This window comes from Flavobacterium sp. WC2421 (assembly GCF_040822115.1).
GTDB lineage: Bacteria > Bacteroidota > Bacteroidia > Flavobacteriales > Flavobacteriaceae > Flavobacterium.
Window position 1 is genome coordinate 643842 of record NZ_CP162004.1, and the last position, 26156, is coordinate 669997.

Annotated in this window: 15 protein-coding genes; 12 read left to right on the plus strand and 3 right to left on the minus strand. The window is 33.3% G+C overall.

Going from position 1 to position 26156, the window contains the following annotated elements:
* Positions 1-54: 54 nt before the first annotated feature.
* Together AB3G33_RS02760 and AB3G33_RS02765 are read right to left on the minus strand one after the other, a co-directional pair.
* Positions 55-2496 carry a DUF4982 domain-containing protein gene (locus AB3G33_RS02760; RefSeq protein WP_367772436.1) on the minus strand — a complete coding sequence of 814 codons (2442 nt, stop codon included), beginning with the start codon at positions 2494-2496 and terminating at the stop codon, positions 55-57.
* 1 nt (position 2497) lies between these two features.
* A complete protein-coding gene (locus tag AB3G33_RS02765) occupies positions 2498-3523 on the minus strand; it encodes an aldose epimerase family protein (RefSeq protein ID WP_367772438.1) in 1026 nt (341 codons plus the stop codon).
* Between the two features lie 126 nt (positions 3524-3649).
* On the opposite strand from AB3G33_RS02765, the gene AB3G33_RS02770 reads away from it, so the two are divergent.
* Positions 3650-4648: a GntR family transcriptional regulator gene (locus AB3G33_RS02770; RefSeq protein WP_367755762.1), complete on the plus strand. Its 999-nt coding sequence runs from the start codon at positions 3650-3652 to the stop codon at positions 4646-4648.
* A 32-nt stretch (positions 4649-4680) separates the two neighbouring features.
* Here AB3G33_RS02770 and AB3G33_RS02775 read toward each other — a convergent pair whose 3' ends face one another.
* Positions 4681-8637 (minus strand): two-component regulator propeller domain-containing protein, encoded by a 3957-nt coding sequence (locus AB3G33_RS02775; protein ID WP_367772440.1) that lies wholly within the window; start codon positions 8635-8637, stop codon positions 4681-4683.
* Positions 8638-9024: 387 nt separating this feature from the next.
* Between AB3G33_RS02775 and AB3G33_RS02780 the strand changes: the two genes are divergently transcribed.
* The 11 genes from AB3G33_RS02780 to fsa all read left to right on the plus strand — a co-directional run bounded on the left by AB3G33_RS02780 (position 9025) and on the right by fsa (position 26114).
* Positions 9025-12036: a SusC/RagA family TonB-linked outer membrane protein gene (locus tag AB3G33_RS02780; protein WP_367772441.1), complete on the plus strand. Its 3012-nt coding sequence runs from the start codon at positions 9025-9027 to the stop codon at positions 12034-12036.
* Between the two features lie 18 nt (positions 12037-12054).
* The gene (locus tag AB3G33_RS02785; RefSeq protein WP_367772442.1) at positions 12055-13581 is read left to right on the plus strand and encodes a RagB/SusD family nutrient uptake outer membrane protein; all 1527 of its coding nucleotides are present in this window, start codon (positions 12055-12057) and stop codon (positions 13579-13581) included.
* A gap of 78 nt (positions 13582-13659) precedes the next feature.
* Positions 13660-14832 (plus strand): endo-1,4-beta-xylanase, encoded by a 1173-nt coding sequence (locus AB3G33_RS02790; RefSeq protein ID WP_367772443.1) that lies wholly within the window; start codon positions 13660-13662, stop codon positions 14830-14832.
* Between the two features lie 59 nt (positions 14833-14891).
* Positions 14892-15947, plus strand: a complete 1056-nt coding sequence (locus AB3G33_RS02795) for a glycoside hydrolase family 43 protein (RefSeq protein WP_367772444.1) — start codon at positions 14892-14894, stop codon at positions 15945-15947.
* Between the two features lie 4 nt (positions 15948-15951).
* The gene (locus AB3G33_RS02800) at positions 15952-17703 is read left to right on the plus strand and encodes a sugar-binding protein (RefSeq protein WP_367772445.1); all 1752 of its coding nucleotides are present in this window, start codon (positions 15952-15954) and stop codon (positions 17701-17703) included.
* 177 nt (positions 17704-17880) lie between these two features.
* A complete protein-coding gene (locus AB3G33_RS02805) occupies positions 17881-19701 on the plus strand; it encodes a glycoside hydrolase family 2 protein (protein ID WP_367772447.1) in 1821 nt (606 codons plus the stop codon).
* Between the two features lie 11 nt (positions 19702-19712).
* A complete protein-coding gene (locus AB3G33_RS02810) occupies positions 19713-20753 on the plus strand; it encodes a family 43 glycosylhydrolase (RefSeq protein ID WP_367772449.1) in 1041 nt (346 codons plus the stop codon).
* A 33-nt stretch (positions 20754-20786) separates the two neighbouring features.
* Positions 20787-21968 (plus strand): aldose epimerase family protein, encoded by a 1182-nt coding sequence (locus AB3G33_RS02815; RefSeq protein WP_367755779.1) that lies wholly within the window; start codon positions 20787-20789, stop codon positions 21966-21968.
* A gap of 22 nt (positions 21969-21990) precedes the next feature.
* Positions 21991-22992, plus strand: a complete 1002-nt coding sequence (locus AB3G33_RS02820) for a glycoside hydrolase family 43 protein (protein ID WP_367772451.1) — start codon at positions 21991-21993, stop codon at positions 22990-22992.
* A gap of 398 nt (positions 22993-23390) precedes the next feature.
* Positions 23391-25430 (plus strand): transketolase family protein, encoded by a 2040-nt coding sequence (locus AB3G33_RS02825; protein ID WP_367772453.1) that lies wholly within the window; start codon positions 23391-23393, stop codon positions 25428-25430.
* A gap of 27 nt (positions 25431-25457) precedes the next feature.
* Complete coding sequence (gene fsa / locus AB3G33_RS02830; protein WP_367772455.1) at positions 25458-26114, plus strand: fructose-6-phosphate aldolase; 657 nt, start codon at positions 25458-25460, stop codon at positions 26112-26114.
* Positions 26115-26156: the final 42 nt, after the last annotated feature.

Genomic DNA, 26156 nt, shown 5'->3' on the forward strand with positions numbered 1-26156 from the left:
TTAAAATCCTTCTCTTTATAAGGTATCACTGCAATTCTTGCTTCGACTTTTTATTTATTTTGTAGATACTAAATTTAATTTACCACTCTTAAGCCCTGCTCCATTTACTTCGAGCTTTACATCCCCAGCTGTTGTTGTCGATTTTACAAGTACTACTAACTTTCCACTAAAAAGTTTCATAGTATCTTTATGAAACATTTCGAGCGAAGTAGCATCCCCATTACAAGCTGCCCTGAAAGTACCCGCTCCTTTAACTTTAAATTTTAATTGGTTTGTTGCCGTAGGGCACGGAATTCCATTTTTATCAACTACTGATACAGTGACAAAAGATATATCTTCGCCATCAGCAGTAATTGATTTTCTGTCTGCGTCTAAAACTATTTGATATGGCTTGCCAGCAGTTTTTACTTCTTGTTCAGCAATCGCTTTACCATTGTCGTCATAAGCCACGACTTTTACCGTTCCTGGCTCATATTTTACATCCATCCACATTAAACGGTAGCGATTTTGTGGGGTACTGTTGTTTTTTTTCTGCACACCCATGCTTATGCCATTTATAAAAAGTTCAGCGCTGTTGTAGTTCGTATAGACAAAAACAGGAGTAATTTCTCCTTCACGACCTTCCCAGTTCCAATGCGGCAAAATATGAAGAGTTGATTCCTTCGTATTCCAACGGCTTCTGTATAAATAATAGCGATCCTTAGGTAAACCCGCTAAATCGTTAATTCCAAAATAAGAACTTCGAGACGGCCAGCTTTCATCATAAGGTGTAGGTTCACCCAAATAATCAAAACCAGTCCAAACAAATTCACCAATAACCCAAGGTTTATCATCTTGAAGAACAAAATCTTCATCGGGTACATTAGACCAGCTACACGCTTCTAAATCATAAGATGAAGACTGAAAGTCAGGATATTGCTTCATTTTTTCTTGAACCACAGGAAATTTATAAATCCCTCTAGAACTTACAGTTGAAGCAGTTTCTGAACCTAAAATAAAACCTTGTGGAAATTTCGCAAAGGCTTCATCATATAAATGCACACGATAGTTTAAACCTGGAACATCCAACACTGCTCCAAAACCAGATTCCATAGTCGCTTTTACTTGATCCATACCCACAGTTACTGGGCGTGTTGGGTCTTCTCTATGAAATATTTCTTGCAACCATTTGGCTCTTTTTACACCTGCTTCTCCCCATTGATCAGGCACTTCGTTTCCAGCACTCCACATTACAATAGAAGGATGATTTCTTGTTGCACGCACCAAATTCACGATGTCTTTTTCGGCATAATCCTCAAAAAAACGATGATAACCATTCTCTACTTTCGGTTTTGCCCATTCATCAAAACTCTCTGCCAAAAACAAAAAACCCATTTCATCAGCCAATTCCAGTTGTTCAAAAGAGGGCATATTGTGTGAACTACGGATCGCATTGCAACCCATATCTTTTAATATCATCATTTGTCTGCGCAAAGCAGCTTTATTTACTGCAACTCCTAGTGGACCAAGATCGTGGTGCAGACAAACGCCTTTAAATTTAGTTACCTTCCCATTTAGACTAAATCCTTTATTGGGTTCGTATTTTATTTCTCGAATTCCAAAAGGAGTTGACATCACATCTTTCAGTTCTTTACCAACATACAATTGGGAAACCGCTTTATATAAATAAGGGGTTTCAGGGCTCCATAATTTTGGATTTTCAACTTTTATATTTTGATCAAACTCATTTCCGAATTGTATCGTCGACTCCTCAGAGTTTAGTTTATGTCCTTCGGCGTCAAAAATAGTGGTAACTAAACGGGTGTTTTCCCCAGAAGTTTTTGTCTTAATATTAACTTTAGCAACTTCGTCATTTATAAAAGGTGTCGTTACAAACTGTCCCCATTGGTCAATACTTTCGTTATTTTTTATAATAACACTTACATTTCGATATAAACCAGCACCAGGATACCAACGTGAAGCAAATTCTTTATTGGTTAGTTTTACTGATAAAGTGTTCTCTCCTTCTTCTACAAATTGGGAAACATCAAAATAGAAATAACTGTAACCATACGCCCATTCTCCTACTTTTTTTCCGTTCAAATACACTTGAGGTTCGCTCATTGCCCCTTCAAAAAGTAAAATTATTTTCTTCCCTTTTGAATCTTTAGGTAATGTAAATTTATTGCGATACCAGGCCGTTCCTATGTGAGGTAAAGCTCCTGTGCGCCCAGTTTTTTCGGTAGCTACATTTTCTCCGTTTTGAACAATGGCAACACTCTGCTTATCTACATTTTTATCAAATGGCCCGTATATTGCCCAGTCATGTGGAACAGTTACAGATTCCCATTTCGAATCATTAAAATTTATTTTTGACGCCTCTTCAAAATCTCCTTTTTGAAATTTCCAATTCGTATCTAATTTTATTTTTGATTGTGACTGTGCTTGAATTTCTCCAGAAGAAAAACCCAATACAATTAGCAATAAAAAAAGTATGTTGTTTATAATTTTAATCATTTTAAAAAGATTGAAATTTATAAATTGTTTTATGATGATATAATTCTTCTTTTCTCAAAATTGAACTTGGAAAATGTTCGTGATTTGGAGCATCTGGGAAATTTTGTGTTTCAAAACAGATGCCACTTAAAGGATGATAATCGCAATTTTCTTTGCCTTTTACTTCATTAAAACAATTGCCTCCAACATAAATATGAACTCCAGGTTGATCTGTATAAACAGTCATTTTTAGCCTATTCTTTTTGTTGAAAAGTGAAGCTGCAAACTCCTCTTTATTATCCAAAACAAAGGTGGTATCAATTTCCGATGGACATTTTTTGGGACTACTAAAATCAAATGAAGAACCGGCAATGTTCAAAAATTTTCCTGTTGGAATATTTTCATTTGTAGTTTCCAGAGTTCTTTTAGAATTAACTATTAACTCTTGCTCTAATATGTCTGATTTGTGACCATCAAGATTAAAATAACTGTGATGTGCTAAATTCACAATAGTGTCTTCACTTGAACTTGCTTGGTATTCTATAATTAATTCATTTTCTTCCGATACCGTATAAGTCAACTTAACCGCAAGCTCTCCAGGATAATTTTCTTCTCCATTAGGGCTTAAACAACTTAATGTAATCGATGGGTTTTTACCTTCAGTCCAATTTTCTACAGTCCAAATTTTTTGGCTAAAGTTCTCAATACCTCCATGAAGAGAATGATTATTGTTATTTTTATTTAATAAAAATGCTTTCCCATTCAAATTAAATAAACTGTTATTTATTCTTCCAGCAAATCTCCCCACTGTTGCTCCAAAATAAGGAGGACTTTTCAATTGAAAAGATTTTAGATACGCTTCTAAATTATCGAACCCTAAAACAACATCAATGACTTCGCCAGTTTTTAATGGCATTTTTAATGAGACTACGGTAGCTCCATAGTTTATAACGGTTAATTTCATACCGTTTTTGTTACTTAAATCAAAAGACTCAATAACCTCCTCGGTAGTTGTTAAACCAAACAATTTCATTATATAATTAGTCATAAAATATGATATGTGTTTTATTTCTATTCTTTTTTTATCAATATCAAAAATCAAAATTAGAATAATAATTCACTTTTACATACCAGTACCTACCAGTTTTTGTATATTGCAAAAAAAATCAGTCTCATGAAAACAATTTCCATTAAAAACAATCTTGGGATACCCAAATACAAACAGATCATCTCATCAATAGAAAAAACTATTGAAGATGGCAAACTAAAAAAAGATGAAAAATTACCTTCTATAAACAAAGTATGCTTAGAATTCTCATTGTCCCGCGACACTGTTTTACAGGCGTATGAAGAATTGAAAAAAAGAGGAATAATCTATGCTATTCTCGGAAAAGGGTACTACATAAAAAGCACTGAAATAAGCACTAAACAAAGGATTTTCTTATTATTTGAAGAGCTAAATATCTTTAAAGAAGACATCTACAACTCTTTCTTGGAAAACATAGGAAAAGAGGCCCAAGTTGACATCTTTTTTCATCATTTTAACATCCAAGTTTTTAAAAAACTAATAAATGAAAGCAATGGAAACTATACTAAATATATTATAATGCCAACCAATTTAGTGGAGGCAGCATCCGTTATAAAAACCCTACCGGTTAACGATGTTTACATATTAGACCAAACAAATCCTGATTTAAAATTGTATCCTGCGATATATCAAAACCACCTTAAAGACATCTACAATGGCTTACTTAAAGGAAAATCAAAATTAAATAAATACAAAAAAATTATCTTAATATTTCCTGGGTTTCGAGAACCATTAGGAATGAAAATAGGTTTTGAAAATTTTTGTAAAGACCACAATTTCAACTACGAAATAACACCCGACTTTAAAAATAGAGAAATAAAAAAGGGAGAAGTCTACATCATTCCAACGGATCGAGACCTCGTAAGTGTAATTGAAAAGTCAAAGTCTCAAAACTTAAAATTAGGCAGTGATTACGGTATTATTTCATATAACGAAACTCCATTGAAAAAGATTGTAGAAAATGGAATTACGACCATTTCTACCAATTTTGAAGCTATGGGAAAAATTCTTGCACAAATGATTCTACAAGGAAAAAAAGAGCAAATTGAGAATAAAAGCGCATTGATTATTCGAAATTCTTTGTAAAATAATTTGAGATTTGAAATAAAACATCCCTATTAATTTTTCATTGAAATATAATCTGATGGAGACATTTTAAAATGTTTTTGAAAATTTCTACCAAAACTGGTTTGCGATTTATATCCTACCATTTCAGCAATTTCATACATTTTATAATCTCCATTAAGCAACAATTCAGCCGCCTTTTTTAATCGGACAATATTGATTAATTCATTTGGACTCAAATTAGAAATATCTTTGATTTTTCGATACAAAGTTGACCTGCTCATATTCATAATCTCCGATAGGGATTCTACACTTAAATTTTGATCTGTAATATTTTTAATAATCTCATCATCTAGTTTTTTCAAAAAAGCTTCGTCCGTTTTATTGTGAGCAATACTTTTGATGTGCGAAAGGGGAGAGCTGGCATAATATTTCATTATTTGCTTTCTGTTTTCAATTAAATTTGAAGACTGAACTTTTAAATATTCCATAGAAAAAGGCTTGGATATATAGGAGTCAGCACCTACTTCAAGTCCGTCAATTTGTGATTTAAGTGAATTTTTTGCCGTTAACAATACTACTGGAATATGGCTTGTTTCAAGATTAGTTTTAATTTTTTTACACAACGTAATTCCATCCATCACAGGCATACCAATATCACTGATAACTAATGAAATATTTTCATTATGAATTATTTCCAGAGCTGACTCTCCATTATTTGCAGAAAAAACAATGTAAGAAGAAATAAGTTCTTTTGTAATAAAATCCAACAAATCTTCATTATCTTCTACGACAAGAATAGCAGTTTTTTCGCTATTTCCTTCCAACTCTTTTATTACACTTTCATTATTGCCAGAGTCTTTAGGAAACTCATCATATAACATAAATTCTTCTTCCTGATGCAGCGGAACAATAAGTTCAAAAACATTTAATTCCGACTCTATAAAAACCAATTGTAAGCTCCCATGATGAAGTTGTGTTAAAGACTGTGCCAAGGACAATCCGATGCCAGTTCCTGAATTATTACCCATATTTTCTACTCTGAAAAAGGGTTCGAAAATTTTATCTTTTAAATAACTAGGAATCAAATTTCCATCATTTTTAACCAACAGTTTTAATTTTTTTTCGTCCCTAGTTAAACTTACAATCACCTTATTATTGGAGTATTTAATTGCATTATTAAACAAATTACTGAGTATTTTTTTTAAAGCTTCTTTATCAACAAAAGCATAAATATCTTTATCACTTAAATCGAGTTCAAAATCAATGTTTTTTTCCTCTATTAGCTGACTAAAACGCAGGTGCAAGTTTCTCATAACAGCAGAAATATTTGTCTCTACAAAAGTGAGTTTTAAGCCTCCAATTTCTGTTTTTCTAAAATCCAAAAGTTCATTTACCAGCTTGAGTAATCTGGAGGTATTTTTTTTCATTATTAAAAGATTCTGAGGAATCTCTGGTAATTCATAATCAAAATTCAATAATTTTTCTAAAGGACTTTTAATAAGCGTTAAAGGCGTTTTTATTTCATGAGCCACATTGGTGAAAAACTCTATTTTCGCATGATAAATTTCTTTCTCTTTTTCATCATTCAGATGCTTAATTTTTCGATTGTTTTTCTCTTGAGTCACATTATTTGAATATCTAATAATTGCAAATAACCCGCAACATAATACTATAAAGTAAAATACATATGCATAAATACTAGCCCAAAACGGCGGGAGTATTTTTATAGTTATAGTAGCTTCTTTACTCCAAACTCCAAAACTATTTAATGATTTTACTTTAAAAGTATAAGTACCAGAGGCAAGAGCCGTAAAAAAAACTTTATTATTCCTTCCTAAATACACCCAGTCTTTATTAACGTTTTCTAGCTTATACCAATATTCAGTCAGTTGCGCACCAGTATAATTTAAAGCTGCAAACTCAATATTAAATGATGACTGATCGTATTCCAACTCTAACTCATCTAGGTATGAAATGGATTTTTTTAGAGGTGAATTTTCCTCATTTGTCAAAACCTCTTTGTTATTTATTTGCAAACTGGTTATAAATATTTCCGGTTTATATTTATTTTTAGTGAAGTTTTTAGGATTAAAACTAATCATCCCGTTCAGGTTACCAAAATACATATCTCCATTACTATCTTTAAATGCAGAGTTATAATTAAACTGGTCACTTAACAATCCGTTTGCAGTGGTGTAAATTTTAATACTTGTGTGATCTGAACCAAAATTCACTAATCCCTTGGAAGTTGTTATCCATAGATTTTTCAAGTCATCTTCTACTATAGAATAGAACACATTACTAGGAAATCCATTTGTTGTGTCGAATTTAGTAAAGCTTTTCGTTTTTTTATCATAAAGATTCAATCCATTCTCTGTAGCAATCCATAAATTATTGTTACTATCTTGAAAAATACAGTTTATAGAACTGTTGCTAATCCCCTTTTTGTCTTTATAATTGTATCTAAAGATCTCATTTTTCTTGTTTTTAGAATCATAAAACAATAATCCTTCTCTATAAGTTCCAGCCCAATAATTACCATCAACATCCTCCATAAAAGTAGTATAATGCATGGTTTCAGGAAATATACTAAAGAGATCAAAATTATCTTCGAGTTCATTGTATTTGTAAATCCCTATTGAAGTCAGTATTAAAAAATCCTTGTTTCTTGTTTCATAAAAGCTAAATACAAAGTTGCTTTTAAGCGCCCCTTTGGCGCTACTAGCTTCATAATGTTTAATTACTTTTCCTGTATTTCGATTTAAAACATCTAAACCATGCTCAAAAGTTCCTATCCAAATATTGTCCTTTCTAGGCAATAAAGCATGAATATTATAATAGGACACTGAACCTGACCTTCCATTTGGTTTAAACGAAGTGAATACCTGTGTTTTTGTATTAAATTTATTCAAACCAGCATCTTCAGTACCTATCCAAAAATCACCTTTATCATCTTTATGAATTTCTCTTACCGCACTTCCGCTAATGGAGTTTTGATTGTTTTTGGGGAAATATTTTTTAAATTGTGTATACTGTTTTTGATGGTAATTAATGCCCCCAAAATAAGTTCCTATCCAAACACCCAATTCCTTGTCAATAGTTATAGAATAAGCCGCATTATCTGAAATACTAAAGGGATCGTTAAAATCTTTTTTAAGATTAGTGTATTTATTTGTTTTGATATTATAAATAAACACACCCGATTCACTAGCTATCCAAATTTCATTATTTGTTTTTTTATTGAACTGACGAACAAACAAACATTCATTTTTGGCAAATGGCAATGCTACTGTTTTTTTAGTGATAGGATTGTACGAAAGAACACCATGTTCTTGTGTCCCAATTACTATATTATTAGTATCTACAGCATAAATAACAGTTATCCTATAAGGAGTTTTACTTACAGCATCATAATTCAACACAACATTCTCAAATGACAAACTTTCATCTGAATAGTGGTACAGCTTGTTTAAAGACGAAACCCATATTTCCCCTTTTGCATCTCTAGTTATTGATGTTGCAATAAAATAACTATTAGGATTGAATGTCGTAGTTTCATTTTTTAGTATTGAATATTTATAGAGAATGTTACCTGAAATAAACCATATATTACCATGTTCATCATGCTCTATTGTCGCAATTCTATCATTAATGGCCTCATTTAGAATACTAAACCGATCTGCTATTTTATCATATTTATACAACCCCTTATCAGTTCCGATCCAAATAATTCCTTTGTATTCATGCAGCGATTGAATATAGTTACTACCCAAACTATGAATAGGATCACCATTCCCGCGGTAGGTCTTAAATCCATAGCCGTCAAATCTATTTAATCCATCTTTTGTACCAAACCACATAAAACCATCTTGGTCTTGTAACGAAGTTAAAACGGTATTATTCGAAAGTCCTTCTTCTACTTTATAGTGCTTAAAATAATAGTCTTGAGCATATAAAAAATTAGTAAAAAAACAAATAAGAATTACAAAATATAAGAATTTACTCATGTTTTTAAATTTGATGTTAATCGACAACTTCTACAAATCGTCTCAATTGTATTCCAAATGTTGCAACAACATAATTTTTTAGCATTAAAAAAGAAATCTGCATCATTTACAAGTAATATTGACACAAATGAATTGATTTTTTTCGAATAAAAAAGGCCTAATTTGAATTTTGAAATAAAACATATTGATATTTTTTTAGCTTAAAAATTATTACATGTGTAAAAAAAACAAATTAAAAATACACAATAATTAAAATTTAGAAAAATGAAGCAACAGATTTTAAAAAACAATATTAACTATTTTTTTGATCGAATAAGAGACGATTAAAATAATAAAGGAACTATCCAAAAAACCAAAATCAATGAAAACTTTTTAAACGAAAAATCAATGAAAACAAAAATCAACCAAATTTTAAAGCAGAGATACTACCTCTTACTTTTTTTTAGTTTATTACTTCAACAAACGTATGCGCAAGACCAAATTCAAATTACTGGGAGAATAACTTCAGCTCTTCATGGAGATGCTGTTCCATTTGCAAATATCTTAGTGAAAAATACTACAAATGGTACTGTTACAGATCTTGAAGGTAAATTTTCAATTACTGCAAAGACAAATCAAACTCTTGTTATCTCTTATCAAGGATATAAAACAAAAGAAGTTTCAATCAATAATCAAAAAACAATTAACGTTTCGCTAGAAGAAGGAGCAGTTGCTCTAGATGAAGTGGTGTTAATTGGTTATGGTTCACAACAAAAGAAAGATCTAACTGGAGCTATTTCAGTGGTTAAAGCCGATGAAATTCAAAAAAGACAAGTTACTACAATGGCCGAAGGATTACAAGGCTTAGTAACAGGAGTTAAAGTTAGAGGTGGCGGAAGACCCGGACAAGAAGCCAGTATTGAAATTCGAGGACTTAAAAACCTACAAAATGCAAATCCGCTGTATGTAGTTGACGGATTAATTACATCAGCCAATAGAGATTTTAATCCAAATGACATTGAAACTATCCAAGTTTTAAAAGATGCCTCTGCTGCTGCAATTTATGGCTCTAGAGCAGCAAATGGTGTAATTATAATTACTACCAAAAAAGGTAAAAAAGGACCACTAAAAATAGAAGTTTCCTCAAAAACCAGCTTTACATCTATGCCTACCTATGATTTAATGGGAACTGAAGAGTTTTCGAAATTTAATTTTCAAGCATACGATAATGCAGGTATTCCAAGACAAAACTTAAATCTTGGCGTAAACACTGATTGGCAAAAAGAAGTTTTTAAACAAGGCTTAATTCAAGATTACAATGCTAGTTTTTCAGGTGGAGGAGACAATTCAACATTCTTTATGTCAGCAAATTATTTTGGAAATAAAGGAACTGTAGTTTCAACTGATTTCAACCGAGTTTCATTTAGAGTGAACACAAGTGGTACAAAAGGAATTTTCAGTATTGGGGAGAACTTAGCCATCAGTAATTCAAAAACAGATGAAATGTCAGGCAACCCAATCATAGATACGTACCGATTATTCCCTACAATTCCAGTTTATGATGAAGATAACCCAGGCGGATATGGTTATGGAAAACAAGGTGTTGCAAATACTTTTGGGACAAACCCAATTGCTATTGCCAATTTATTAGATACAGAAAATCAAAATTTTAGAATAAGAGGGAACTTATGGACGGAATTGAAACTAGCTTCTTTCCTAAAATACCGATTTAATTTTGGTTATGAAACCAGTTTTGATAGTTACAACTTTATTAGAAAACTAGGAAATTGGACTTTAAATCAACCCTATGAGCAGTCATTTATTAATCAAAATAAAGGCCGTTCACAAACTAAATTATTTGAAAATACATTGACATTCAAAAAGGAGTTTGGTAAACATGAAATTACTCTTTTAGCAGGTCAAACCTTTCAAAAAGACAATTACGACCAAATTTATGGTACAAAAAGAAATCTTTTGATTAATCCAAGTACAGGAAATTATTTTGATGTTTTGGATCTAGGTGATCAAGCTGAAGTTGGTGGATTTAGAAATGAATCTGCATTAGCGTCTTATTTGGGAAGACTGGAATACAACTATGATGATCGTTATTTATTTAATGCTGTTTTCAGACGTGATGGCTCTTCAAAATTTAGTGATGCTAATAAATGGGGTAATTTCCCATCCGTTTCATTAGGATGGAGAGTGAGCAACGAATCCTTTTTTAAAGTGGATTTCATAAATGATTTAAAAATGAGAGCCAGCTATGGTGAATTAGGAAGTGGAAACATTGGAAATTATGAATACCAAGGATTTATAAACACTTTTGGTGCCATTGTATTGGGAGATGGACAAACTTTATATCCATCAGCCAGTCAAGTTAGATTAGCAAACGAAGAATTGCGTTGGGAAAAATTAAAACAAACCAATGTTGGAATCGATTTAGGAATGCTAAATAACTCATTACGCTTAACTGCAGATTATTTTATAGCGCGTACAGAAGATGTTTTGTTTGGATTCCCAATTTTAATGACAACTGGAAATGATGGTGGAAATCCAATTTCAAATGCGGCAACTATCGAAAATAAAGGATTTGAATTGGATTTAAGTTACAATAAGAAAATAAACGACTTCTCCTTCAATGCTTCTATCAACTTTACTAAACTAAACAACAAGTTAGTCTCTCTTGGTAATGGTCAAAATGAAAGTATTCAAGGGAATACAATAACAAGAGCTGGTGGTGCTGTAGGAATGTGGTACATGTTACAAACGGATGGGTTATTCCAAAATCAAGAAGAAATTCAAAATTATGTAAACTCAACTGGGACCGTAATAATGCCAAATGCACAACCTGGAGACATTCGTTTTAAAGATGTAAATGATGACGGACAAATTACAAATGAAGACAAAGACATTGTAGGCAGTCCATGGCCAAAATTCGAAATGGGATTAAATGTAGGAGCTTCATATAAAAACTTTGATTTTTCTATGAACTGGATTACCTCACAAGGGGCAACCGTTTATAACGGATTTCGAAGTACAGTAGACCGTTTTGATGACGATAGTAACTATAGATCTGGAATTCAACCTTGGACACCTGAAAACCCAAATACAGATTTTCCTAGAATTGTAAAAGGAACTACTTTGAACTCAAGAGGGGATAGTGATCGATTTTTAGAAAGTGGTGATTTTATCCGACTTAAATATGTTGGAATTGGTTACAACCTACCTGAAAAAACAATACAAAAAGCTGGTTTTACTAGTGCTAGATTTACTTTGTCTACACAAAACGTGATTACAATTACAAAATATCTTGGATTAGATCCTGAATTCAGTAATGGTAATATTTTTCAAAGAGGGGTAGATGTAGGTTCATTTCCAAATCTAAAAACCTATTCACTAGGTGTAGAGTTTAGTTTTTAATTTTAAAAAAATAGTATAATGAAAAAAATATTTTTAATAACTGTAGTTTTTCTCAACCTCCTTTCCTTATCATCATGCGATAATGAGCTTGAACTTAACAACCCAAATACATTAACAACAGGTCAATATTGGGCTACAGAAAGTGATGCACAAGCAGGAATAAATTCTGCATATGCTATGTTTTATAAAGATGGAATGTGGGCGAGATGGATTTATTTCCGTCTTGATTTAACATCTGATGAAGGTTTTAGCCAAAGCCCATGGATTGAATTAGCCGATTGGACCCGATTTAATTATATCAATTATAACTTCTGGGAAGGGAATTCAGTTACTTGGAGAGATACATACAAAGCTATTTTTAGATGCAATCAAGTGCTAGCCAATGTTCCCAAAATTGAATTCAAAAATGAAGTGGATAAAAAGAACATTTTAGCTGAAGCAAAGTTCCTAAGAGCACTAAACTATTACTATGCAGCGATACTTTGGGAAAATATTCCAATCGTTTTAGAGCCTTCAACACCAAATGATCGTCCAGAACAAAAAAATATCACTGAAGTTTGGAAACAAATTGAATCAGATCTAAATGATGCTTACGCCGATTTACCAACAGAATGGTCGTCAAGCCAAACTGGAAGACCTGACAAAGGTGCTGCAAAAGCAATGCTCGCAAAAGTGTATATGCAACAACGCAAATGGCCTGAAGCTAAGACGGCTTTAGAATATTTAATAACTGGATCTGGCGCAAAATATAGTTTAGTAGCTAATTACAGAGATAACTTTACTGATGTAAATGAAAACAACAATGAATCTGTTTTTGAAATTCAGTTTGGAGATCAAAGAAAAGGGGGAACTGGTGAAGATCCTAGTGCGGCCGTTTCTAGTAACCGTGCTCAGTTTTTTGCTCCAAGAAGTATTGGATGGTCTGATGGACAAGCAAGATATTGGTTAGTTGAGGCTTTCAAGAAAGAAAAAAATAAAGACGGTGGTTTAGATATTCGATTAAGATATACCTTGTTTTATCCTGATTTATTAGCTGATTTTGGAGACAAAACCTATAATAAAACTTGGCAATGGGGAGCTGATGAGGCATGGTTTAGAAAAGGGAGTAGAGATTACTATAGAGACAATGAAGATTATTACAGTCAAGTAAACTACCGATTAATTCGCTATGCAGATATTTTATTGCGTTATGCCGAAGTGTTGAATGAAACAGGAAATACCGCTGGTGCCTACCAATATGTAGACAAGGTAAGAGCTCGTGTAAACATAGGCACTTTAGCCGCTGCTCATCCTGAAATTGGAAATGACAAAACCAAATTCTTAGAACAATTAAAAATGGAACGAGTTTTAGAATTGGCTGGCGAAAGTGTTCGTTGGGAAGATTTAAAACGTTGGGGAGATTTAGATTCTCAAGCTGCTGTAGATAAAATTGCAGCCCGTGATCCTGATTTTAAAAACTTCGTTGTTGGCAAACATAAAAGATTGCCAATTCCTCAAGTAGAGGTTAACAACAACCCCAATTTAATTCAAAATCCAGAATATTAAGCTATAATTTTTAAGGGAATGATTCCTGAATCACTCCCTTAAAATTAGCAAACATTTGTCCCAATAAAATAAATTATAATGAAAAACACAAAACTATATCTGGCGCTTGTGCTAGTAGGGATGTTATTACTTAGTTGTAACAAAACTAAATCAAGTAAAGAAAAAGAGAATAATACAGTAACAACCACGGTTGAAAAAAGAGAGATCTGGACAAAAGAACAGGCCAATTTCTGGTACGCAAAACAGCCGTGGCTAGTAGGGGCAAATTATTGCCCAAGTACTGCCATAAATCAATTAGAAATGTGGCAAGAAGCTACTTTTGACCCCAAAAGAATTGATCAAGAACTTGGTTGGGCAGAACAAATTGGAATGAACGTAATGCGTGTTTATTTACATGATTTGTTACACAAACAAGATGCCGAAGGGTTATATAAAAGAATGAATAGCTTTTTAGAAATTGCCAACAAACACCATATAAAAATTTTATTTGTGCTTTTTGATTCTTGTTGGGATCCCTTTCCAGAATTAGGAAAACAAAGAGACCCAAAACCATTTGTTCATAATTCAGGATGGGTACAAAGTCCAGGGAAAAAAGCATTATTAGACGAAAAAGAATATCCGCGTTTAGAAAAATACGTTAAGGAAACGGTAGCGCATTTCAAAGATGATGATAGAATATTAGGCTGGGATGTGTGGAATGAGCCTGATAACATGACAGGTCCTTCTTATGAAAAAGTGGAAATTGCTAATAAAGTTGATTTTGTATACCCTCTTTTAGAAAAAGCATTCCAATGGGCTAGAGAAAGTAACCCGTCACAACCATTGACTTCAGGTGTCTGGGCTGGCGATTGGACAGAGGTGAATCTAAAACCAATTTTTAAATTACAGTTAGAACAATCGGATGTAATCTCATTTCATTGCTATGATAAACCTGTCGATTTTGTAAAACGCATTAATGAATTAAAACGTTATGGAAAACCAATGTTGTGTACAGAATATATGGCTCGCCCTAATGGAAGTACATTCGAAGGTTTTTTACCAATTGCAAAAGAAAACAAAATTGCAATGATCAACTGGGGTTTAGTTGACGGAAAAACACAAACAAAATTCCCTTGGGATAGTTGGACAAAAAAATACACTGCAGCTCCTCCAGTATGGTTCCACGAGGTTTTTAATACAGATGGCTCTCCTTATATTGTTAAGGAAACTGAACTAATAAAGAAATTAACCTCTGAGGCTGTTTCTAAATAAAATAAGCTGAAAACTAACCCTATTTTAATGAATTAAAATAGGGTTATAATACCAATCACATGAAAAAAAGGATATTAAATACACTTTTTCTAATAGCCGTTTTATTTTTAGAAACGGCATTATTTGCGCAGCAACCTAATCCACCGGGACAAGTAGAAAATGGTTCAAAACCAAAGAACGAAGCCTACTTATTTGCTCATATGACCCATACAGATTACGGGAGGTTATACTATTCAGTAAGTCTTGATGGCTTGCATTGGACTAATTTGAATGATGGAAAAAGAGTGTTTCCAGAATATCAAGGTCATCCTGATATTTGTAAAGGGCCAGATGGAAAGTATTATATAGCAGGAAATACCAGCGATGAATCACCAGAAATTAATATATGGGTTTCTGATGATTTAATAACTTGGAAAAAACATGCTGTTTATACACCTGACCTAAAAAGCACTCCTGATTATGCAAATGCATTACAAAGAATAGGTGCTCCAAAATTGTATTATGACAAAGACTCAGTAAAATTTATGCTAACATGGCACACACCACACAAACTAGGCTCAAAAGAAGATCCAGAAGCTTATTGGGCAAGTCAAAGAACACTTTATGTGTTATCTAAGGATTTAAAAACTTTTGAAGGCACACCCAATCGATTGTTTGATTGGGATATGGGAACAATTGATGTATTTATTAGAAAAGTGGGAGATTCCTATTATGCTGTTTTAAAAGATGAAACTTACCCCTCTTTATATTGGACCACGGGAAAAACCATCCGAATTGCTAAATCAAAATCGCTTTTAGGCCCTTACTCCTTACCACAAGAATCGATTAGTCCTAATTTTAGAGAAGCACCGATGTTGATTGCATCTCCTGATGATAAAATTTGGTACCTGTATTACGAACAATACCCAGGAGTTTCTTATGGATTATCTATTTCAGATAATTTAAATGACCCTTGGTTTCAGGCCTCAGGATATACTTTTTACAGTGATTGGGATAAATATAGTTTACCCGAAAAAGCAAGACATGGCTGTATGATTTCCATTTCCACCAAGGAGTATAACAATTTGGTGCAAAAATTTGGTTTAAGTAAAACGGAATCAAATTCAAAAAAGTAAAAAAATGAATAAAATAAATCATTTATTTCTACTCTTTATTTTCATCCCATTACTTTCTTGTAGTGATTCTTCAAATGTGGTTGATGAAAAACCGATAGTAGAAAACATTCCATCTAAACCCGCTGTTGAAGGCATCCGAATTGCTTGGGATTATAACACTTTAATTCAGGTTTCGGATAAAAATAGTCCGGATTACAATGGGTACGCGAGATTAATACAATTAAACGATAAAAAACTAATTTGTACTTACGAATCTGGAGGAGCCATATTAGTAAAGACAAGTAATGATTTTGGAAATACTTGGAGTGCATCTATTAAAGTAGCATCTGGAAATACTGCGGTGAATATGACCACGCCTGATATTTTACAGTTAGAAGATAATTCTATTTTGATTTGCTATAATCCAAGACCAATTAGTAATGGAAATAGCAACGAAAAATTTTCTATCAACACTATTAAAAGTTATGACGGAGGTTTGACTTGGAAAGAAAATCAAATTGTTTATGAAGCCAGTTCCGATTTTGAAAACGGCTGTTGGGAACCTTCTGCACTACAAATTCCGAGTGGAGAAATTCAATTGTTTTTTTCCAATGAAAACGTGTACCGCACTTCTACTGAACAAAACATTTCTCTTATTCGCTCTTCAAATAATGGTTTAACATGGTCAACAACACCTGAAATTGTGAGTTTCAGAGCTGGGAAAAGAGACGGAATGCCTTCTCCTATTCTATTAAAAAATCAAACAGAAATTGTTTTTTCTATTGAAGATAATGGTGTTGAGAATCAATTCAAGCCCTATATTATTCGAAATTCAATTACAGAAAACTGGAAACAAACCATTGATGCAAACAGCAATAATCGAAATTATGCTTTGGAAGAGGTATTGAGTAACTCTGTTTATGCGGGTGCTCCTTACCTATCGCAACTGAGTACAGGAGAAGTGCTACTGTCCTATCAAGGAACAGAAAACAGAACTTCAAACGACATTAATAATGCCGATATGAAAGTGGTAATTGGGAATAATGAAGCCAAAAATTTCAATAGAAAATCTACTCCTTTTCTACTTTCAAATGGAAAATCAGCATTGTGGAATAGTATTTCTGTTTTGGAAGATGATACCGTAATTGCTTTAACAACCACAAACCAATTTTCCAACTCATCACAAATTTGGATGATAAAAGGGCATGTTTTACGCGATATTAATGCTGTCAGGGAAACTGCTACAATTGACGGACTGAGCAATGAAGGAGTTTGGCAGAAAGAAAGCCCAATTTTTATTGGCCAAAAAAGTGCCACACAATTAGAAGCTAATTTTACGTATGATACCGAGTTTTTATATGTTTTTGCACAAATAAAAGACAGCCAAATTATAAGCACGGATGCAATAACTGGAAGTGATGGTTTGGATTTGTATTTAGATCCTAAAAATAAAAAATTAATCGTTCCTGGAAGTTCCATCTTTAAACTCGAATTAGGACAATCCAATCAATTTTCACTTTATGAAGGCGAAAATAGCAAATGGAAAAAATTAGATGGTTCTCAAGGAATTCTAACGACTACAGTTAAAACCACAAATGGCTATCGAATAGAAACCAAAATTCCTTGGACAACACTAGGTGGAATCCCATCAAAAGACATGAGAGTACGCTACAACATAGCCCTTAGAGAGAAAGGAACAAATGATTATACAGAAGATATTGCAACCAATATAAATAACAAACCCTATTCTTGGTCGACTTTAAAGTTGGTTAATTAATAGGAACCATATATAAAAAAACTAGTGAATTTTTAGTGGTTAAGAAATTCACAAAGTTGGTTAGTTAGTTTTTTTTTTTAAAATTACCGGACTATTTAAAATAGTCTGGTAATTTATTTAATGACAAAAAAATAACACGTCAATTTAAATGATGTGTGCTTACAAATAAATAATATAATGATGAAAAAAAATGTACAGGTAATCCTATTTTTATTTTTAGGGTTATCACTATCCGCACAATGGAAACCTGCTGGAGAAAAAATTAAAACAGTATGGGCAAGTAAAGTAGAACCTAATCATGTACTTCCTGAATATCCTCGCCCAATTATGGAACGAAAGGAATGGAAAAACCTAAACGGATTATGGAATTATGCGATTCTAGAAGTTGGAAAAGCAGCTCCTGAGAAATATGACGGTCAAATTCTTGTTCCTTTTGCAGTCGAATCCAGTTTGTCTGGTGTGATGAAAGATGTTGGCGCTAAAAATGAGCTTTGGTATAACACTAGCTTCACTATAGAATCCAATTGGAAAGGCCAGAATATTTTACTGCATTTTGGTTCAGTTGACTGGAGAACTGAAGTTTGGTTGAATGGCGTAAAAATAGGTTCCCATACTGGTGGATATACTCCGTTTTCTTTTGATATAACACCTTTCATAACTGGAAAAACGCAGCAATTAACGGTAAAAGTTTGGGACCCCTCTAATGAAGGACCACAACCAAGAGGAAAACAAGTTAGGAGCCCAGAAGGAATCTGGTACACACCGGTTACGGGAATTTGGCAAACCGTTTGGATAGAGCCTGTAAATAAAAAGAATATTACAACGATTAGAACCACGCCAAATATTGATCAGAATGTGATTAACATAAAACCTGAAGTTGCAGGAGCAAGTTATGGAGATCTAATTGAAGTAACTGTTTATGAGGATTCAAAAGCACTTGTAACTGTTAAAGCTTCGGCTGGAGAAAATATAGAAATTGTTTTAAATAATCCAAAACTATGGTCACCAGAATCTCCATTTTTATACAAAACCAATGTGAAATTAATTAGCAACAGGAAAATGGTTGATGAAGTAAAAAGCTATTTTGCCATGCGGAAAATTGGATCTAAAAGAGATTCAAATGGTGTTCTTAGAATGCAACTGAATAATAAAGACTATTTCCAATACGGCCCATTAGATCAAGGTTGGTGGCCTGACGGACTATATACCGCTCCTACTGATGAGGCTTTAAAATATGACATTGTTAAGACAAAAGAATTGGGTTTTAATATGATTCGGAAACATGTTAAAGTAGAGCCAGATCGCTGGTATACGCATTGTGATGAAATAGGAATTTTAGTATGGCAAGATATGCCAAGTGGTGATGAGCAACCTATATGGCAAAACAAAAAATATTTTGAAGGTAATGAATTACAAAGAACACCTAAATCTGAAGAAATTTATAAAAAAGAGTGGAAAGAAATTATGGATCATTTGTATTCCTATCCAAGTATTGTCGTTTGGGTTCCTTTTAATGAAGCTTGGGGACAATTCAAAACCGTTGAAATTACAGACTGGACCAAGAATCACGATCCAAGTAGATTAGTCAATTCATCTAGTGGAGGAAATCATTTTCAAACAGGCGATATCTTAGATTTACACAATTATCCTGGTCCCGAATTGTATCTTTATGATGCTAGAAGAGTAACTGTATTAGGGGAATATGGGGGAATTGGATTACCTGTCGAAGGTCATTTATGGAGAGCAAATGACAATTGGGGGTATGTAAAATTCAAGAATAATGCTGAAGTAACCAATGAATATATTAAGTATGCAACCGAATTAAAGAAATTAGTTAAAACAGGATTTTCTGCAGCAGTATATACCCAAACTACTGATGTTGAAGGTGAAGTTAATGGGTTTATGACCTATGATAGAAAAGTAGATAAAATGGATTTTGAAAAAGTAAGCACAATCAATAAAGAAGTTATTGATGCTCTAAATAACAAATCTAACTAACAGTCGTCACAATGAAAAGATATTTAATGTTGATGTTAATCGTAATTATTTCTGGTTGCAATTCCGAAACCTATTCGCAAAAAGAAACCTTTACTAATCCTATTTTACCTTCTGGCGCAGACCCATATAGTACGTATTACAATGGATATTATTATTATACACATACGTTGCAAAACAGGTTGGTTTTATGGAAAACTAAAAATCTAGCCGATTTGAAAAATGCAGAGAGCAAAACCATTTGGATAGCACCAAAAAATACTGCCTATTCTGGGGACATCTGGGCACCCGAATTTCATATTATAAATGGAAAGTGGTACGTGTATTTTGCCGCAGATAATGGAGACAATAATACCCATCGAATGTATGTATTAGAAAACAAATCAGACGATCCTTTTAAAGGGGAATGGGAATTTAAAGGAAAAATAGCTGCAAAAACAGATAAATGGGCCATTGACGGAAATGTATTTTCCTATAAAAATAGCCTATATATGATTTGGGCAGGATGGGAAGGAGATACTAATGGACAACAGAATATCTATATCGCAAAAATGAAAAATCCTTGTGAAATAGAGGGAGATCGAGTACTAATTTCATCACCAACTCTGGAATGGGAAAAGCACGGAGCCTTAAATGATCCGTCTAATCCACCACAAGTGAATGTCAATGAAGGACCACAGTTTTTATCAAATGGAGGCCAAGTTTTTATAGTGTATTCAGCAAGCGGTTGTTGGACTGATTTTTATGCTTTAGGCTTATTGCATTATAAAGGAATTGGCAATTTACTGGATGCTTCTTCTTGGATAAAATCAGAGCAACCCTTATTTCAACAATCGGTAAAAAACCAAGTTTTTGCACCAGGACATAATTCGTTTTTCAAATCCCCAAACGGAAAAGAAGATTGGATTTTATATCATGCCAACTCTAATCCTGGGGAAGGTTGTGGAAATAAAAGAGCTCCAAGAATGCAAAAAATAAACTGGGACTCAAACGGATTTCCTGTGTTTGGAGAACCCCTTAGTGCTGGAACGATACTAAATATTCCTGCCGAATAGTTTTCTTTAAAAACGATATAAAAATTAAAAAAAATGAAAAAAATTCAGATTTACACCGCTATAATTCTTACTGTAATTCAAGTTTCATGCAAAGAAAATAAAAATAATAATTCAACTCAAAAAGATATGAATCAAGAATCGACTACTCAATTGGCTAAAAATTCTTTAGAAAATAAAAATTTTGAAACAGTAATAGACAATAAAAAGACGAGCTTATATTGGATCGAAAATAACGGTTTAAAAGCGGCTTTCACCAATTACGGAGGAAGATTAGTAGGATTATGGTTAATAGATAAAAATGGAAAAGAAACTGATGTTGTAGTTGGAATGAACAGTGTCATTGGGTTTCAAAAATCGACAGAACCCTACTTTGGAGCTACAATAGGTAGAGTTGGAAACCGAATTGCAAAAGGGAAGTTTACCCTTGAAGGTAAAGAATACAATGTTCCTTTAAATAACGGAGAAAATGCATTGCATGGTGGTAAAAAAGGCTTTCAAGATGTAGTGTGGAGTGCGGATAAAACGGATGAGCATACTTTAATTTTGACCTACATTGCTGCTGATATGGAACAAGGATTTCCTGGAAATCTACACGTAAAAGTAACCTACAGTATTACTGCAGATAAAACTTTAAAAATGGAATATGAAGCCACCACTGATAAAACTACCATTGTTAATTTAACCAATCATGCTTTTTTTAATTTAAATGGAGAAGGTAGTGGTACTATTTTGAACCATGAATTACAATTATTTGCACAACAATATACACCAGTAGATTCTGGTTTAATTCCAACTGGTAAATTAGAAAATGTTGCTGACACCCCTTTTGATTTTCTTGAAAAACACACTATTGGAGAGCGCATTGAGACTAAAAACGAACAGCTAGAGTTTGGAAAAGGCTACGATCATAATTATGTCCTAACTGGAGATATTAAAGATGGAATGCAACATGCGGCTACAATTACTGGAGACCTTTCGGGGATTTCTATGGATATATATACAACCGAACCTGGAATTCAGTTTTACAGTGGCAATTTTATGCAAGGTAAAAACACATTTAAATCAGGTGCAAAAGATAATTTTAGAACCGCATTCGCTTTAGAAACACAACATTTTCCAGATGCACCAAACCAACCAAATTTCCCATCGATAACCTTAAAACTGGGTGAAAAATATCACACAATCTCGTATTACCACTTTTCAATTCGTAAATAAAATGATCTCTAATTAAACTCAAATGAAAAAAATTTATATAATTCTATTTTTAGGACTAAGTTTAAGTTCTTGTTCTCAACCAAAAGGAGAAGATAAAATAACCCCTGCCCCCCCAGTAGCATTAAAAGATATTTTTCTAGCAGATCCTACCATTTTTTATAACGATGGAACCTATTACTTATACGGAACAACTACTGGAAACACAACTGTTATTGGAGAAGGCTTTCAGGTGTATACCTCAACTGATCAAAAAAATTGGAAAGGACCCGTAGGTGCTCAAGGTGGTCTTGCACTCAAAAAAGGAGATGCATATGGAACAACCGGATTTTGGGCTCCACAAATAATAAAGTATAACAATCTATTTTATATGATTTATACTGCCAATGAAAATATTGCCGTTGCAACAAGTAATAACCCGATTGGACCATTTAAAAATACAACAAAAGAACCTCTAGTAGCTCTAGTAAAGCAAATAGACCCATTTGTATTTATAGATGATGATGGCAAAAAATATTTATATCATGTTAGACTTACAAATGGAAACCGAATTTTTGTAGCCGAAATAAATGATGACCTTTTAAGTATAAAACCAGAAACACTAACAGAATGTATCTCTGCACAACTACTATGGGAAAACACCCAAAATGTAAACTGGCCAGTTGCCGAAGGGCCTACAGTGATAAAAAAAGAGGGCTTGTATTATTTAATTTATTCAGCAAATGATTTTAGAAATCCTGACTATGCCGTAGGATACGCTACCAGTAAAAGTCCCTTAGGACCTTGGGAAAAGGCAGCAACGAGTCCTATTATTTCTCGAAATTTAATTGGAGAAAATGGAACCGGTCATGGTGATTTATTTTTGGACAAAGAGAACCAGTTGCAATATGTTTTCCATACGCATTTCAATGGTGCTCAGGAAGCACCCAGAAAAGCAGCAATTATTGAAATGAATTTTACTAAAAAAGAAAATGCATTTCAATTAGAAGCAAAAAAAGAGACTTTCCGATTCTTGAAGACTAATTAAATAATACCTCAACACAAAGGGGATTTAACCTTTCTATCGTTTTTCAATAACACAGTCTTACTTTGGCAATACTATCAAAAAAATAGTATTGCCATTTTTTATTGGCTAAAAAAATAAGATTCTTATTTAAAAAAGTTATAAAAATAATTTATTTGTTATTGTAGAATAAATTTGCATACATTTGTAAATGTATTTTTTACACTTATTATTTTTCAACAATTTTCAATACACAATTTCTCAAGTTTGGTTGATTTTGTTTTTAACTAATTAGTGAAAAAAAACACTTAATCTACTTTAATTCAATCGCTAAAAACGACAACAAATTTTGTTTTTATTATAAAATTGAATTGACAGTTTGGATTTTTAATTAATTACAATAAAAAAATAGAACTATAATTATGAACCAAAAAATTGACCAATTAGCTACAGACAACATAAGAGCGCTTTCCATTTCAATGGTAGAAAAAGCCAATTCAGGACATCCTGGAGGCGCCATGGGTGGTGCCGATTTTATGCATCTTTTATATACGGAATACCTCAACTTTGACCCAACCGAAATGGATTGGCCATACAGAGACCGTTTCTTTATGGATGCTGGACATTTATCAGCATTAATGTATTCTCAATATTATTTATTAGGAAATTACAAAAAAGAAGACCTTCAACAATTTAGACAATGGGGCTCCGTAACGCCAGGACATCCCGAAGTGGATGTTTTGAGAGGTATTGAAAATACCTCGGGACCATTAGGACAAGGTCATGCTATGGGTGTTGGAGCAGCTATTGCCGCCAAGTTTCTTGATGCAAGATTCAAAGGGCTTTTTGAGCATAAAATATACGGTTTCATCACTGATGGTGGTGTTCAAGAGGAAATTTCTCAAGGGGCAGGTAGAATTGCTGGACACTTAGGATTGAATAATTTCATCATGTTTTATGATTCTAATGATGTGCAACTTTCGTCAATGACAGATGAAGTAACATCCGAAAATACCGCCATGAAATATGAGGCTTGGGGTTGGAACGTAATCACAATTGATGGTCATGATCATACTCAAATAAGAAAAGCACTTAGTGAAGCACACGAAGAAGTTGAAAAACCTACTTTGATCATTGGGAAGACAATTATGGGAAAAGGTTGTGTTACAGCAACTGGGGCGATGTATGAAGGAGAATGTGAATTGCATGGAAAACCTATTGGTGATACAAAAGCAGATTACGTAAAAACACTTTTAAATCTAAAAGCAAATCCCGAAGATCCATTTGCTATTTATGAAGAAGTCGCAAAACATTACGCTAACATCCTTGAATTAAAAACAGCAACATCTGCTAATAAAAAACTCCAAATCGCTTCTTGGAAAAAAGAAAATCCAGCACTTTCTTTAAAACTAGAATCGTTTTTATCTGGTGAAATTCCTGATTTAGATTTAAGCAGTGTTGTTCAAAAACCAAATGTAGCAACAAGAGAAGCTTCTTCTGCTGTACTTGCCTATTTAGCAGAAAACGTAGAAAATATGATTGTTTCATCGGCAGATTTATCGAACAGTGACAAAACTGATGGATTCCTTAAAAAATCATCGATTTTACAAAAAAATGATTTTAATGGTGCCTTTTTACAAGCTGGAGTGGCTGAATTAACAATGACTTCCATCGCAAACGGAATTGCGCTTCATGGTGGTGTAATCCCTGTAGTAGCGACATTTTTTGTATTCTCCGATTATATGAAACCAGCTATTCGATTAGCAGCTATTCAAGAATTACCTGTAAAATATGTTTGGACACATGACTCGTTTCGCGTTGGTGAAGATGGACCTACGCACCAACCTATCGAACAGGAAGCACAAATTCGCTTGATGGAAAAAATTAAAAACCATTCAGGGAATCAAAGTTTATTGGCCTTACGCCCTGCCGATGCGATAGAAACATCAGTAGCTTGGGATATGGCATTAAAAAACACTAAAACTCCAACTGGTTTAATTCTTTCGAGACAAAACATTCAAGATATTCCTGCACAAGGAACTTCAAGATACGAAGAGGCTACAGAAGCGTCAAAAGGCGGATATTTAGTAAAGTCAACTCAAAATCCAGATATCACATTAATCGCAAATGGTTCGGAAGTGGCAACCCTTTTAGCTGCTGCAGTTCTATTGGAAAAAGAAAAAAATCTAAAAATAAATGTAGCCTCCATCATTTCTGAAGGATTATTCAAAGAGCAATCTAAATCGTACCAAGAAAGTATAATTCCAAAAGGAAAATTAGTTTTTGGCCTTACTGCTGGACTACCCGTAAATCTTGAAGGTTTGATAGGAGATAGCGGAAAAGTAATTGGGCTAGACCATTTTGGATATTCGGCACCAGCAACAGTTTTAGATGAAAAATTTGGATTTACAAGTGCACATGCTTGCGAAGAAATCCTAAAATATATTGAAGAAAGTAAATAAACAAACAAAAAACTAAATAATAAAGACATGAAATTTTTTATAGATACAGCAAATTTAAAAGACATTAAAGAGGCAAATGATTTAGGAATCCTAGATGGTGTAACTACTAACCCATCATTAATGGCAAAAGAAGGAATTACTGGTGCAGCTAATATCATTGCTCATTATGTAAAAATATGCGAATTAGTTGATGGCGATGTTAGTGCCGAAGTAATTTCAACTGACTTTGAAGGAATGGTTGCCGAAGGAGAAAAATTAGCTGCCTTGCATCCACAAATTGTAGTAAAAATCCCAATGATAAAAGACGGGATCAAAGCAATAAAATACTTTTCGAACAAAGGAATAAAAACCAATTGCACTTTGGTGTTTTCGGCAGGTCAAGCTTTATTGGCAGCCAAAGCAGGTGCTACTTATGTTTCTCCTTTTATAGGAAGATTAGATGACATCTCTACCGATGGTTTAACACTTATCGAAGACATCAAATTAATTTATGACAATTACGGTTACGAAACTCAAATTCTAGCCGCATCAGTACGTCACGTCATGCATATTTTAAATTGTGCTAAAATTGGTGCCGATGTAATAACTGGACCATTGAGTGCTATTGAAGGCTTGCTAAAACACCCACTTACAGATATTGGTTTGGCTACATTTTTAGCCGATTATCAAAAAGGAAATAGTTAAAACAAAAAACAGAGCTAACTTATTTTAGCCATTTTATTTCAC

What these genes read in the sequence shown, in the direction of transcription:
- fsa (WP_367772455.1), top strand. Translation starts at nt 25,458, where the DNA reads ATGAAATTTTTTATAGATACAGCAAATTTAAAAGACATTAAAGAGGCA.
- AB3G33_RS02765 (WP_367772438.1), bottom strand. Translation starts at nt 3,523, where the DNA reads ATGACTAATTATATAATGAAATTGTTTGGTTTAACAACTACCGAGGAG.
- AB3G33_RS02800 (WP_367772445.1), top strand. Translation starts at nt 15,952, where the DNA reads ATGAATAAAATAAATCATTTATTTCTACTCTTTATTTTCATCCCATTA.
- AB3G33_RS02770 (WP_367755762.1), top strand. Translation starts at nt 3,650, where the DNA reads ATGAAAACAATTTCCATTAAAAACAATCTTGGGATACCCAAATACAAA.
- AB3G33_RS02815 (WP_367755779.1), top strand. Translation starts at nt 20,787, where the DNA reads ATGAAAAAAATTCAGATTTACACCGCTATAATTCTTACTGTAATTCAA.
- AB3G33_RS02775 (WP_367772440.1), bottom strand. Translation starts at nt 8,637, where the DNA reads ATGAGTAAATTCTTATATTTTGTAATTCTTATTTGTTTTTTTACTAAT.
- AB3G33_RS02795 (WP_367772444.1), top strand. Translation starts at nt 14,892, where the DNA reads ATGAAAAAAAGGATATTAAATACACTTTTTCTAATAGCCGTTTTATTT.
- AB3G33_RS02820 (WP_367772451.1), top strand. Translation starts at nt 21,991, where the DNA reads ATGAAAAAAATTTATATAATTCTATTTTTAGGACTAAGTTTAAGTTCT.
- AB3G33_RS02810 (WP_367772449.1), top strand. Translation starts at nt 19,713, where the DNA reads ATGAAAAGATATTTAATGTTGATGTTAATCGTAATTATTTCTGGTTGC.
- AB3G33_RS02825 (WP_367772453.1), top strand. Translation starts at nt 23,391, where the DNA reads ATGAACCAAAAAATTGACCAATTAGCTACAGACAACATAAGAGCGCTT.
- AB3G33_RS02760 (WP_367772436.1), bottom strand. Translation starts at nt 2,496, where the DNA reads ATGATTAAAATTATAAACAACATACTTTTTTTATTGCTAATTGTATTG.
- AB3G33_RS02780 (WP_367772441.1), top strand. Translation starts at nt 9,025, where the DNA reads ATGAAAACAAAAATCAACCAAATTTTAAAGCAGAGATACTACCTCTTA.
- AB3G33_RS02785 (WP_367772442.1), top strand. Translation starts at nt 12,055, where the DNA reads ATGAAAAAAATATTTTTAATAACTGTAGTTTTTCTCAACCTCCTTTCC.
- AB3G33_RS02790 (WP_367772443.1), top strand. Translation starts at nt 13,660, where the DNA reads ATGAAAAACACAAAACTATATCTGGCGCTTGTGCTAGTAGGGATGTTA.
- AB3G33_RS02805 (WP_367772447.1), top strand. Translation starts at nt 17,881, where the DNA reads ATGATGAAAAAAAATGTACAGGTAATCCTATTTTTATTTTTAGGGTTA.